This is a genomic window from Polaromonas sp. YR568 (assembly GCF_943369675.1).
Lineage (GTDB): Bacteria > Pseudomonadota > Gammaproteobacteria > Burkholderiales > Burkholderiaceae_C > Polaromonas.
The window spans coordinates 76,317-88,631 of sequence record NZ_CALROB020000010.1 but is presented as its reverse complement, the minus strand read 5'-3'; the positions used below and the strand labels follow the sequence as shown (position 1 = coordinate 88,631).

Below are 12,315 nucleotides of genomic sequence, written 5' to 3'. Positions count from 1 at the left end.
TCCTTTGCGGGTGACCTGAAAATGGTACTCCAGCCTGAGACAATTGGTGCATGACAGAAGAAAGCCACACCCAGAAGCCCTCCGCGGCGACGGATTACCTGCCCGACATACTGGAGGTCGAGTCGCTCGACATCGAAGCCCAGGGCATCGCCCACAGGACTGACGGCAAGGTAGTGTTCATCGAGGGGGCATTGCCTTTTGAGCGGGTGACGGCCAATGTCTACCGAAAGAAAAGCAGTTTTGAAAAAGCCGTGGTGATGGCGATTCACCGCGAATCGTCCCAGCGCGTGCGCCCCGCCTGCCCGCACTTTGGCATGCACACCGGCGCTTGCGGCGGCTGCAAGATGCAGCACCTGCATGTGGGTGCGCAGGTGGCCGTTAAGCAGCGTGTGCTGGAAGACAACCTGCAGCACATCGGTAAGCTGAGGGCGGACAACCTGCTGCGCCCGATCGAAGGGCCGGCCTGGGGCTACCGCTACCGCGCGCGGCTGTCGGTGCGCTATGTACGCAAGAAGGGTACGGTGCTGGTGGGTTTCCATGAGCGCAAAAGCGCCTATGTGGCCGACATGAGCGAATGCCACGTGCTGCCCCGCCACGTCAGCGACATGCTGGTGCCGTTGCGTGAACTGATAGGTGGCATGGACGCGAAGGAGACGCTGCCGCAGATCGAACTGGCCTGCGGCGACGAGGTTACCGCCATGGTGCTGCGCCACATGGAGCCCCTCAGCGAGGGCGACCTTGCGCGGTTGCGCGCTTTTGCTGCGGCCAACCCAGGCTTGCAGTGGTGGCTGCAACCCGGCGGGCTGGAGACGGTGAAGTTGCTTGACGACGTCGTGCCGCAACTAAGCTACGGCTTGCCCGAGTTCGGCATTACCATGCCTTTCAAGCCGACCGATTTCACCCAGGTCAATCCGCAGATTAACCAGGTACTGGTCTCACGCGCCTTGCGCCTGCTGGCCGTGCAGCCGGATGAGCGCGTGATTGACTGGTTTTGCGGTCTGGGCAATTTCACGTTGCCGCTGGCTACACGCGCCCGCGAGGTGCTGGGCATTGAGGGCAGTGAAGTGCTGGTGGCCCGGTCCCGCGAGAACTTCGAGAGAAACAAAGCTGCGTCGACCGCCCGCAGCGCATTGGCCCCGACCCGGTTTGTGGCGCGCAACCTGTTTGAGATGACCCCGGCGATGCTGGTCAAGGACGGTGCCGCCGACAAGTGGCTGGTGGATCCGCCGCGCGAAGGGGCCTTCGAGCTGTTCAAGTCCCTGGCGGCGCTGCAGCAGCAGATTGCGAGCGGTATTCCGTGCGACGACGGCGAACAGCAGCAAAGCCTGGCCCTGGACGGCTGGACGCCGCCCACGCGTATCGTCTACGTGAGCTGCAACCCGGCCACCCTGGCGCGAGATGCGGGCGTGCTGGTGGAAAGCGGGGCTTGGCGCTGCATGGCGGCCGGCGTGGTCAATATGTTCCCGCACACGGCACATGTGGAGTCCATTGCGGTGTTTGAGCAGACATAAAAAAAGGAGCCATAGGCTCCTTTTTTGTGAGCGGCGAACGCTCAGTCTCTTTCGCCGCCGAAGATTCCCAGCAGGGCCAGCAGGCTCTGGAAGATGTTGAACAGGTCGAGGTAGATGGCCAGGGTAGCGCTGATGTAATTGGTTTCACCGCCGTCGATCACCTGTTTCAGGTCATACAGCAGGTAGGCGCTGAACACGGCGATCGCCAGCGTGCTGATCACCGCCATCAGCATCGTGGAGCCGACAAACACATTGATGACGGCCGCGACCAAGATGACTAGGGCGCCGGCAAACAACCATTTGCTCATGCCGCTCAGGTCGCGCTTGATGACGGTGGCCAGGCTGGCCATCACGAACATCACGCCGGCCGTCCCGGCAAAAGCCGTCATGACCAGCGATGCACCGTTGCTGAAGCCCAGCACCATGGCAATCATGCGCGAGAGCATCAGGCCCATGAAGAAGGTGAAACCCAGCAGCACGGGAACGCCGGCGGCCGAGTTTTTGGTCTTCTCAATGGCAAAAATGAAGCCGAATGCACCGCCAAGGAACACGATCAGGCCCAATCCACCGCCCAAGGAGCGGGTAATACCCGTCGCCACACCCAGCCAGGCACCCAAAACGGTGGGTAGCAGGCTCAGGGCCAGCAACCAGTAGGTGTTGCGCAGGACCTTGTTGCGTTGCTCGACGCTTGTGGCAACGCCATAGTCGAGGGTTTGAACATTGTCAGTCATGAGAATCGTCTCCAGGGCGCCAGCAAATGCGGGCAAGATTATTTTAGAGTGCATTGCTGTTTTTCCAGCCCTCACTCCCTACTTTTTGTAAGGGTTCTATAAGCTAATTTGGCGGCAATGGGTTTGAAGGGAGGCCTCAAATTTGCGTATGCTCGATATCTTTGCCAATAAACCGGAAACCCTGAAGACCATGAAATCAAAAGCAGTGCTGGAATTTGCCGACGTCAAAACCATTGCGGCGGCCGCCGAGGCGGAAGCCGTCAAGAACAATTGGGCTGTGACCATCGCCATCGTTGACGATGGCGGCCATCTATTGCATCTGCAGCGCCTGGATGGTGCTCCTCCTATCTCCTCGCACCTCGCGCCCTCCAAGGCCAACACCGCCGCCATGGGCCGCCGTGACAGCAAGATCTACGAAGACGTGATCAACGGCGGGCGTATGTCCTTTCTGTCGGCGCCGTATCTCCAAGGGATGCTGGAGGGCGGCGTGCCCATCATCAAGGATGGGCAATGCATTGGCGCCGTGGGCGTGAGCGGCGTGAAGTCAAGTGAAGATGCGCAAATTGCCCGTGCAGGCATGGCCGCCATTGGCCTCTAAATTCGCCTGCTCAGTGGCATGAAAAAAGCCGACCACATGGTCGGCTTTTTTGTTGGCGTGAGCAGGGCATCGGGAGAAAAAAAGCCTGGCTAAACAACTCCGGGGAGTCTATGGCTGGCTAAAAACGACCTTGGGAGCTTGGTAGCCCCGGATCGCCCCACGATGAAACTCTCAATGAAAAAGGGAGCAGGAACTTGCGTTATTTGGTCAGGATCAACTTGCCCAGGCGCGTTGCCTGCAGGCGGTAGGTTGAGCCGTTGTGGTTGATTTCGACCGCTTTTTGCCCACGCAGGATTTCGGTGCTGTTGACACTGGTAGCGGAACTGCCCTGGCCGCTCGAAGCGGTCTCTGCATGCGCTGGAGCGCGGGCGGGAAGGCTCAAAGTGTTGGTGGCGGGCATTGCAATGGACATGATGGTTAAACCTGTTTGGGCTTCGTTAAGTTAATGATAACCATTCTCATTTGAAAGTCAAGCGAATTTGGGCTGCAATTTCTGAGGGCAAGAAAAAAGCCTGCCGGCGTTGTCGCGGGCAGGCTTTTATCAGTTCTTGGGCTCGGTGATAAAGCCGATTTTGCGCAGGCCGGCTTGTTGCGCGGCCGCCATTGCCTGTGCCACGCGTTCGTAGCGCACCGACTTGTCGCCGCGGATATGCAGCTCGGGCTGCGGATTCTGGGCCGCCGCAGTCTTCAGCTGGGTGCCCAGCTCGTCATCGGTAATTTTGGTTTCGTTGAGGAAGTAGCTGCCCTCGGCATCCACGCTCAGACGAATCGTTTCCGGTTTGATGTTTTGCGCTTCGTTGGAGGCGCGTGGCAGGTCGATGTTGACGGAATGCTTCATCACGGGGACCGTGATGATGAAAATGATGAGCAGTACCAGCATGATGTCCACCATGGGCGTCATGTTGATCTCGTTCATCACCTCATCGCTGTCGTCTTGGGTTCCAAAGGCCATGGTGCTTCTCGGTCACTGAATAAGAGGCCTTGCTGCTTCAGGTAGCGAGGCCGGGTGGATGGGACGGTGTCAGGCCTTTTTCATGGCAACGACATTGGCCTGGCCGCCGGCACTCACGCGGGCGCCGGTCACGAAGTAGGCGTGCAGGTCATGCGCAAAACGGTTGAGCTTTTGCAGCACGCCCTTGTTGCCGCGCACCAGCGCGTTGTAGCCCAGCACCGCGGGAATCGCCACGGCCAGGCCCAGGGCCGTCATGATCAGCGATTCGCCGATGGGGCCGGCCACCTTGTCGATGGTTGCCTGGCCTGCCGCGCCTATGGACAGCAGTGCATGGTAGATGCCCCACACGGTGCCGAACAGGCCGACGAAGGGGGCGGTCGAACCGACCGAAGCCAGGATGGCAAGGCCGGACTGCAGCTTGCCTGTGAACTCGTCGATGGTGTTGCGCAGCGTGCGCGTGACCCAATCGCTGACATCCAGGGCGTCATGCAGGTGCGCCTTGGTGTTGCGGTGATGCAGCGTGGCTTCACGGCCTTCAAGGGCCAGTTGGCGGAAGGGGTTGGTGGGGTCGCCGCCGAGTTTGGTCAAGCCTGCCGCGAAATCCTCGCTGTGCCAGAAATCTTCGGCCGCGCGCGCGATGCGTTTGTATTTGATCAAGTCCAGCGATTTGATGATGATGACCATCCATGAGGACAGCGACATGATCAGCAGAAGCAAGGCGACTGACTTGGTGACGATATCGCCCTGGCTCCAGACGTTGGCAAGGCCGAATTGGGAATTCATGACTTCAATACTCCACGGTTTTCAAAAAAATTACTCTAGAACGAAATTGATGGGCACGTTGAACCACATGGTTTCGGGCACGCCACCGCGCTTGCCCGGCACATAGCGCCACCGCATGACGGTAGCGACTGCCGCCTGGTCGAGCCGGTCAAATCCGCTGGATTTCTGGATTTCAGACTTCTGCGCCTGCCCATCGACGCCAATGAGCACGCGCACGATCACCTTGCCTTGCTCGCCCAGCCGTTTACTGATGGGCGGGTAGGGCGGTTTCGGGTTCTGGAGGTAGTCGGCGTCGCTGGAGGGCAATTGCACGGCCGCCGGCGCAGGTGGTGCGACAGGGGCTACAGCCACTGGTGCGGGCGGAAGCGGCGGCGTGACCACGCCCGTCGGGGCGTTTGGTGAGGGTGTGGGATCCTTGATGGCCAAAGGCTGGGGTGCTGGTTGCACCGGCGCTTTGGCGACGGGCTTTTTCTGCACGGTCGGTGTTGGCGGGGTGGGCGGCACCGGCTCAACCTTGGGGGCGGGCGGATCGATGAATTGCGCCAGGACTTCAGCGGGAACCACGATTTCGGCGGCCCGCATCAACAGGCCGCTTTGCAGCGCCCAGATGAAACCGACATGCAGGCCCACCACCGTCAAGGCGATCACGGCATTGCGGCTTAGAGGTTGGCGCGGCGCGGGAGGGCGCGGGGCGCTGGAGAAAGCAGGGGCGGTCATCGGGGAATGAGTGAATAGGTGAATGGCCGCGTGCGTGCCGCGGCTTGAGTCAGGAGTTTGACCAGGATCAGCGGCGGAAGATCCACCAGGCTGAGCCTATCACCAGGATCAGGCTGACGGGAAGGCCTGCGATCAGGGTTGAGGAGAGTGTTGCGAGATGTTCCATGGGCTGCCTTCCAGTGTGTGGGTGGCGAGCTTGATGTTGGCGGTCGGGCAACTGGCGCTGCACTGCGCGACGACGTCGCGGGCGCAACCTTCGCACTGGCCGCATTGCGTGGCTACGCCGAGTTCGAACTGGATCTCGTCAAAACCCAGGCCCGCACGGGCATGGCGGGCAATTTCGCGGTCAGAGATTCGGCGGCAGACGCAAACGATCATGGAGTGGCTTGGCTGGTGATTGGGTCAATCGGTGTGCAGATTATAAATGCGAATCTATCGCATTTGCAATCGTGGGTGCGCTTATTTTCTGCGCTTGACCACCGCATCGACTTCAAGGCGCACGGTGCCGGATTAAAGGCGCCCGTTATGCCCGCCAGATATGTATTTGACGCTATGAATCCAATAGCGAGCTTGAAACAAACACTGCCGGCCGTGTGGAACCTCGATGCGCCAAAGACCTACCAGGCGCAAGGGGATGATGCTTTAGGTGGCCTAAACCTCAGCCCACATACGCAGCAGGTTGTGGTAGCAGCCCGTCAGCCGCACCACCTCGGGACTCTCGGCCGCGCCCTGGGCCGCGCGCTCCAGGTCTTTCTGGCGCAGTGAGGTGATGGCCATGTCCATCTCGTAAAGGAGCCGGCGCTGGGCGTCGGAGCGGACCATGCTTTCGATCCAGAAAAAGCAGGCCAGGCGCTCGCCGCGCGTGACCGGCTCCACACGGTGCACCGACGTACCCGGGTACATGACCAGGTCGCCGGCCTCGAACTTGATGCGCTGCTCGCCATAGGTGTCCTGCACCACCAGTTCGCCGCCGTCGTAGCTGGCTGGATCGCTCAGGAACAGCGTGCAGGAAATGTCGGTGCGCACATGGCGCGCCGTGGCGGCATGCGTGCGTACGGCGTTGTCGATGTGGTTGCCGAAGTTGTTGGCGTCGCCGCCGTAGCGGTTGAACAGCGGCGGGTAGACCGATTTGGGCAGCGCCCCTGTGACGAACATGGGGTTGCGGGCCAGTGCCACCGACACGATGTGCCGCGCCTGCTGGGCGGCGGGGAGATCTTCGGGCAGCTGCAGATTGTTTTTGACGGTGCCGCTCTGGCTGCCGGCCGTGATGCGGCCGTCGGCCCAGTCAGCGCCCAGAATCAGCTGGCGGACCTGCGCGAGTTCGTCTGGCTGGAGGGCTTGGTGAATGCGAAGCAGCATGGAGGAATTCCCGGAATAAGCGCTGAAACAAAAAAGGGCACCCGGAGTATCCCCCAGGTGCCCAATACCTTGAAAACTCTAAGCTGTAATCAGAACTTGCTGGTCAGCGTCACGCGCACGCTGCGCGCATCGCCGGGTGCCACAAAGCCGCGGTACAGGGTGTTGTAGTAGACCTTGTCGAACAGGTTGTCGATGTTCAGTTTGATGGTGTTGCCTTCATTGATGCGGTATTCCACCAGTGCGTCGGCCTTGACGTAACCCGGCGCGCGGTTGGTGCTGGTGACGCTGTTGGCCGGCTTGTTCGTGCTGACGGCGGTAAAGCCGCCGCCAATGCGCCACTTGTCGCCGATGCGGTAGGTGGTGAACAGGGTGGCCTGGCGGCTTGGGCTCAGGCCGGGATTTTCCCCGACTTCGGCCCGGCCTGCGGCATTGGTGCCTGATTGGTCAATCTTCGCCTTCAGGAAGCCGATGCCCGCAAAGACATCCCACTGCGGCGTGATGCGGCCGGCCACCTCGAATTCCAGGGCGTCGGTGTGGCGCTTGCCGGACAGCAGGTAGGAATTGGTGTTGGTATCGATGTCGGTGTTGCGCTCGTTGTACTTCTCGGTGCGAGCCAGCGCCGTGCGCAGCGACAGGTCACCGCCGTAGAGTTCCCACTTTGCGCCGATTTCCATGTTGCGGCTGCTCTCGGGCGCCGTGTTGGCCGAGTTGGGATCGAACTGGTAGAGGTCGCCCGAGGTGTTGAACGACGTGCCGTAGGCCGCGTAGTAGCTGACCTCGTCGGTCGGCTGGTACATCACGCCAAGGCGCTTGCTCAGCAGGCTGTCGGACCTGGCGAGCGTCCCGTTATTGGGAGGGACGCCGGTGGGCCGCTGGTAGTCGGCCTTGAAGTTGTCGACGCGCAGGCCGGCGACCAGCTTCCAGTAAGGCGTGAGGTCGATCGTGTCCTGCATGTACAGGCCCAGCGTGGTGGCCTTGAAGGAGGTTTCCAGCCTTTGTGTGTAGTTGCCGCCGATACCGGTGCTGATCGGGTTGCCCACGGTCGTGCCCGGCTTCGCCCCCGTCAGGAGCGGGTAGCTGAGACGGTCGGAATTTTCCACTGCGTATTCGGCGCCGACCAAAAGGCTGTTCTTGAGCCCAAACCACTGGGTGGTGGTGAGGTAGTCGGTCTGCAGGAAGGTGTGGTGTTCGTTACCCGCCTTGGCATTGCCCGCGCTGGTGTTGCCACGGCTGACCCCCGTGTTCGCGTTAAGGTTGGCCACGGTGGTACCAGCGGCAAAGCTGGCTTGCGTAGCGCGCAGCGTGCGTGAGTAGTAGCCGTCACGCACGGTGGTCTTCAGGCTGCTGCCGTCGGCCCAGCGGTGGGTGTGGCTCAGGGTGACGGCATCGGCCTTGTCGTTCTGGAAGTCGGTGTTCAGCCCGTACCAGAATTTCTCGGTCAGAGGCGCCGGGCGGCTGTTGAACCACGCAAAGCCCCAGTCGGGCTTGTCGTTGTAATGCAGGTGGTAGTAGCTGACTTCAAATTCGTTGGCGGTACCGATACCGAAGCGGTAGTCCATCGCCAGGCCGCGGCGGTGGGTGGAGGCGCTGGCGTTGTCACCGCGGCCGTCGCTGTCGGTGGCCATGGCATTGATGCGGAATGCCGCGTCGTCATCCAGTTTGAAGTTGAAATCGCCCTGGTAGCGCTGGTAGCCTTTGGTGCCGATGGTGGCGTTCACCTCATGCTCGGTGATCAGGCGAGGCTGTTTGCTGACCTGGTTGATGATGCCGCCGGTGGAGCCGCGGCCGAACAGCATGGACGCCGCGCCGCGCAGCACTTCGATACGCTCGACGTTGAAGGTGTCGCGGTTGTACTGCGCGATGTCGCGCATGCCGTCCTGGTAAATGTCGCCGGCCGCGCTGAAGCCGCGCAGGCGGATGTTGTCGCCGACCCGGCCGCCTTCGCCGGCTTCAAAGGTGATGCCGATGACGTTCTCTAGCGCGCTCTTGAAGCTGTCCTTGCCCTGGTCATGCATGAGTTTTTCATTCACGACCGTCAGCGACTGGGGAATGTCCTTGGCCGGCACGGGCATCTTGCCCACGCTGGTGATACCGCTTTGGTAGGTCTGGTTCTCGCGGTCGCGCGTGCCCGTGACTGTGACGGGCGCAAGGCTCTTGCCTTCGGCTTGCGTGGCCGCAGTGCCGGAGGCGGCGGGAGCCGGGGTGACGCTCTGCGCCCAGCCGGACACCGAAACCGCCAGCATCAGCGCGCCCAGCGGCAGCAGAGCTTTGTCGGACGACAGGGCCGAATTGGCTGCCGGAGCGGCGAGGGGAGAAAAGCTGGCAGTGCCGGCGCTGCGGGACTTTTTGTTGCGCGCGGAACGCGCCGCGCGAGAGGAAGGGTGTGCCAAGATGGCCTCCAAGCAGGGTCCGGCCTTGTGGCAGGCGGACCGGGTTCAGAAAAAAGCTTGGCTGGCCCGAAATCACCTGAGGAGACACGGGTTGGCTGGCGCGAAAGTTCGCCCGAAGTTTATCTGAAATGATAATGATTCGTAATATCTTGTGTCTGGATGATGAAGAATCGTTCTGTTGGAACTCTCTTTTGTGGCGGAAAAGCAGCAATTCTGATGGCGGGACGCAAGTGAGGCCACAGCCAAGAAAGCTGAAACGACAACGGGGCCCGCAGGCCCCGTGTGTCATGGCAGGGCATTCACCCTGCGCTGAATTGCCGGGACGGCTTAGCTGACTTCGCCCATCTGGCTTTGCAGGTAGTTCTGTATCCCGACCTTGGCGACCAGCTCGATCTGGGTTTCCAGGAAGTCGATGTGTTCTTCAGTGTCGTCCAGGATTTCCTGTAGCAGGTCCCGGGAAACGTAGTCACGCACGCTTTCGCAGTGGGCGATGCCGTCCTTGATCGTCGCCTGAGCGCCGGTTTCGGCTTTGAGGTCACAGTTCAGGGCTTCCGGTACGTCCTCTCCGATCATCAACTTGCCTAGGTCCTGCAGGTTGGGCAGGCCGTCCAGCATGAAGATGCGGTCCATCAGCTTGTCGGCATGCTTCATTTCGCCGATGGATTCTTCGTATTCCTTCTTCGCCAGCTTGTCCAGGCCCCAGTGCTTGTACATGCGGTAGTGCAGAAAGTACTGGTTGATGGCCGTCAGCTCGTTCTTGAGCTGCGCCTGCAGGTGCAAGATGACTTGTGCGTCGCCTTTCATGGGAATTCCTTATCGTTGTTGTGCGGATTGCCCATTGTCACTGGCTGGACGCCGCAACTCAAGCATTCCCCTGCTGGCGCGGTCTGTCTGCGTTTGATTGTGATAAACGTTCGTATTGCAGTGCCGGCGGTGCTCAGCGTTCGGCAAATGCGCGTTCCACCACGAAATGGCCGGCGTGCTGCATGTTGCCTTCCTCGAGGCCCTGTGCTTCCAGCATGGCCTTGATGTCGCGCAGCATGTCGGGGCTGCCGCACAGCATCAGGCGGTCGTTTTCCGGCGAAATTGCCGGCAGGCCGAGGTCGCTGTAGATCTTGCCCGACTGCATGAGTTCGGTGATGCGGCCCTCGTTGCGAAAGCGCTCGCGCGTCACGGTCGGGTAGTAGAGCAGGCGTCCGCGCACCAGTTCGCCGAGGAACTCATGCTCGTGCAGTTCATGCTCGATCAGTCCGCGGTAGGCCAGTTCGGCACTCGTGCGGCAGCCGTGCACAAGCACCACGCGCTCAAAACGCTCGTAGGTGTCAGGGTCCTTGATCAGCGAGAGGAAGGGGGCAAGGCCGGTGCCGGTAGCCAGCAGCCAAAGCGTTTTGCCGGGCAGCAGGTTTTGCAGCAGCAGCGTTCCGGTGGGCTTGCGGCCGACCAGGATGTCGTCGCCGGGTTTCAGATGTTGAAGGCGCGAGGTGAGCGGGCCGTTGGCCACCTTGATGCTGAAAAACTCCAGCTGGTCTTCATGGTTGGCGCTGGCCACGCTGTAAGCGCGCATCAGCGGCTTGCCGTCTACCGGCAGGCCGATCATGGTGAACTGGCCGTTGACGAAACGAAAGCCCGGGTCGCGCGTGGCGGTGAAACTGAAGAGCGTGTCGGTCCAGTGATGGACGGAAATAATGCGTTCGGTGTTAAAGGCGCTCATGAGAAAAAGGAGGATGGAAAGAAGGAAAAGTAATTTGGAGGATGCAGGGCAGGAGGCCCGCCGCGCACTCCGTCAGTTCGGGCCTTCAGATCGTGCGTGAGCAGCGCCGTATTTTATCGCCTGCGCGGAGCGATGTTTCGCGACCGCAGGGACGCCATGCCGACGCCAAGGTCACATCGAGGGTTCATGAGTTCACGTTCAGCGCCTGATCTTGCGCGGCACCCACGCGAACCAGGCCATCACCGCTACCGGCACTCCCAGTCCCAGCCATGCCCACCCGTCACCCCAGCCGTCGGAGACAAGCGCCGTCAGCAGGCCGCTGGCACTCAGCAGTCCCAGCACAAGGGGCCAGCGCCACAGGTGCCAGAAGGCGGAACGTGCAGGCGCGCTCACGCGGCACCGCCCGGCGCCTTCTGGGGCATGGCGTGTGTATCCGGCGCAGTCCCCGCATTGGCCGTCTTCACGGCTACGGCCGGGTTGCGGCGCTTGATCCACAGGTAGAGGCCGCTGCCCAGCACCACGATGGTCGCGATGTCCAGCAGCGCCCACAGGATCTGCATCGGCATGCCGCCGTAGTCACCGAAATGCAGCGGTTGCGACACCAGCAGCGCCGTGAGGTACCAGGGCAGCGGCGGGCTGGCGGTGAGCGCGTTGGTGCCGGCGTCCACCAGCACGGGCTTGAGCAGACGCGAGTTGAAAGGCTCATTGCCACGCAGGAACACGGTGTAGTGATGCGGGCTGGAAAATGCCGTGCCAGGGAAAGCGATGAATGCCATCTTCATCTCGGGTGCGAGCGCGGCCGCCGAGGAGGCGGCCTGCTGTACCGAGGCCAGGCGTTCGGGCGGTTTTTGCCCCTGGTAGGGTGCCAATAGCGCACTGAGCTGGTCGTACTGCCAATACTTGATCAGCAGGTCGGCCCAAGTGTTGATCATGCCGGTCGCGCCGACCGTGAAAGCCCATACCAGTGTCACGACGCCCAGCAGGTTGTGCAGGTCCAGCCACTTGGCGCGCGGCCGGCTTTGCCGCACGGCGCCGAAATCCAGCTTGCGCATAAACGGCGCATACAGCACCACGCCCGACACGATGGCAACCAGCAGCAAGAGGCCCATAAAACCCAGGAAGAGCTTGCCGGCCAACCCGGCGAACAAATCCACGTGCAGCTTGAACATGATGTACATGAAGCCTTCATCGAACTTCGGCTCGGCCAGCACGGCGGCGGTGCGCGCGTCGACCGCGACGGTCTTGTTGTTCTCCTGGGACATCGGCGTGTCGCCCAGCGTGACGTACCAGAAGCGGTCGTCGTCGATTTCGTGCGAGGCGAACATCGGCACCTTGCCGGGGTGCAGTGCCTGGGCGACTTCCATTATGCGATCCAGGCTGGCGCGCGGCGTGGCTTTGGGCAGATCGGGCGCCTCGACTTCGGTGCCCAGCAAGTGGCCGATCTCATGGTGAAAAATCAGCGGCAGCCCGGTCAGGCACAGCAGCAGCATGAAGACGGTGCAGACCAGGCTGCTCCATTTGTGGACCCATGTCCAGGCCTTGACCTTGCGGCTGTTCATCATG

13 protein-coding genes are annotated in these 12,315 nt (G+C 61.3%); 2 read left to right on the top strand and 11 right to left on the bottom strand.

Annotated elements, in window-relative coordinates:
* The first annotated feature begins 50 nt into the window (after positions 1–50).
* Positions 51–1,511 (top strand): 23S rRNA (uracil(1939)-C(5))-methyltransferase RlmD, encoded by a 1,461-nt coding sequence (gene rlmD, locus ACLV8F_RS07460; protein ID WP_411883602.1) that lies wholly within the window; start codon positions 51–53, stop codon positions 1,509–1,511.
* Positions 1,512–1,552: 41 nt separating this feature from the next.
* On the opposite strand, the gene ACLV8F_RS07455 is transcribed toward rlmD, so the two are convergent.
* On the bottom strand, positions 1,553–2,242 hold the full coding sequence (locus ACLV8F_RS07455; protein ID WP_411883601.1) for a Bax inhibitor-1/YccA family protein: 690 nt from the start codon (positions 2,240–2,242) through the stop codon (positions 1,553–1,555).
* Between the two features lie 190 nt (positions 2,243–2,432).
* Here ACLV8F_RS07455 and ACLV8F_RS07450 point away from each other — a divergent pair, with 190 nt between their 5' ends.
* Entirely contained in the window at positions 2,433–2,840 is a 408-nt protein-coding gene (locus ACLV8F_RS07450; protein WP_411883651.1) for a GlcG/HbpS family heme-binding protein, read from the top strand.
* 199 nt (positions 2,841–3,039) lie between these two features.
* Here the strand turns inward: ACLV8F_RS07450 and hemP are convergent, their stop codons facing one another.
* The 10 genes from hemP to ACLV8F_RS07400 all read right to left on the bottom strand — a co-directional run bounded on the left by hemP (position 3,040) and on the right by ACLV8F_RS07400 (position 12,311).
* On the bottom strand, positions 3,040–3,252 hold the full coding sequence (gene hemP, locus ACLV8F_RS07445; RefSeq protein ID WP_411883600.1) for a hemin uptake protein HemP: 213 nt from the start codon (positions 3,250–3,252) through the stop codon (positions 3,040–3,042).
* 129 nt (positions 3,253–3,381) lie between these two features.
* Positions 3,382–3,792, bottom strand: coding sequence for an ExbD/TolR family protein (locus ACLV8F_RS07440; protein ID WP_411883599.1), 411 nt, complete (start codon positions 3,790–3,792; stop codon positions 3,382–3,384).
* Positions 3,793–3,861: 69 nt separating this feature from the next.
* Positions 3,862–4,575 (bottom strand): MotA/TolQ/ExbB proton channel family protein, encoded by a 714-nt coding sequence (locus ACLV8F_RS07435; protein WP_411883598.1) that lies wholly within the window; start codon positions 4,573–4,575, stop codon positions 3,862–3,864.
* Positions 4,576–4,605: 30 nt separating this feature from the next.
* Positions 4,606–5,292 (bottom strand): energy transducer TonB, encoded by a 687-nt coding sequence (locus tag ACLV8F_RS07430; RefSeq protein ID WP_411883597.1) that lies wholly within the window; start codon positions 5,290–5,292, stop codon positions 4,606–4,608.
* 132 nt (positions 5,293–5,424) lie between these two features.
* Positions 5,425–5,670 (bottom strand): bacterioferritin-associated ferredoxin, encoded by a 246-nt coding sequence (locus ACLV8F_RS07425; RefSeq protein ID WP_411883596.1) that lies wholly within the window; start codon positions 5,668–5,670, stop codon positions 5,425–5,427.
* A gap of 273 nt (positions 5,671–5,943) precedes the next feature.
* Positions 5,944–6,651 carry a Fe2+-dependent dioxygenase gene (locus ACLV8F_RS07420; protein WP_411883595.1) on the bottom strand — a complete coding sequence of 236 codons (708 nt, stop codon included), beginning with the start codon at positions 6,649–6,651 and terminating at the stop codon, positions 5,944–5,946.
* Between the two features lie 89 nt (positions 6,652–6,740).
* A complete protein-coding gene (locus tag ACLV8F_RS07415) occupies positions 6,741–9,041 on the bottom strand; it encodes a TonB-dependent receptor (RefSeq protein ID WP_411883594.1) in 2,301 nt (766 codons plus the stop codon).
* Positions 9,042–9,368: 327 nt separating this feature from the next.
* Positions 9,369–9,845, bottom strand: a complete 477-nt coding sequence (gene bfr, locus ACLV8F_RS07410; RefSeq protein WP_411883593.1) for a bacterioferritin — start codon at positions 9,843–9,845, stop codon at positions 9,369–9,371.
* Between the two features lie 133 nt (positions 9,846–9,978).
* On the bottom strand, positions 9,979–10,752 hold the full coding sequence (locus ACLV8F_RS07405) for a ferredoxin--NADP reductase (RefSeq protein ID WP_411883592.1): 774 nt from the start codon (positions 10,750–10,752) through the stop codon (positions 9,979–9,981).
* A 389-nt stretch (positions 10,753–11,141) separates the two neighbouring features.
* Positions 11,142–12,311, bottom strand: coding sequence for a PepSY-associated TM helix domain-containing protein (locus tag ACLV8F_RS07400; protein ID WP_411883591.1), 1,170 nt, complete (start codon positions 12,309–12,311; stop codon positions 11,142–11,144).
* Positions 12,312–12,315: the final 4 nt, after the last annotated feature.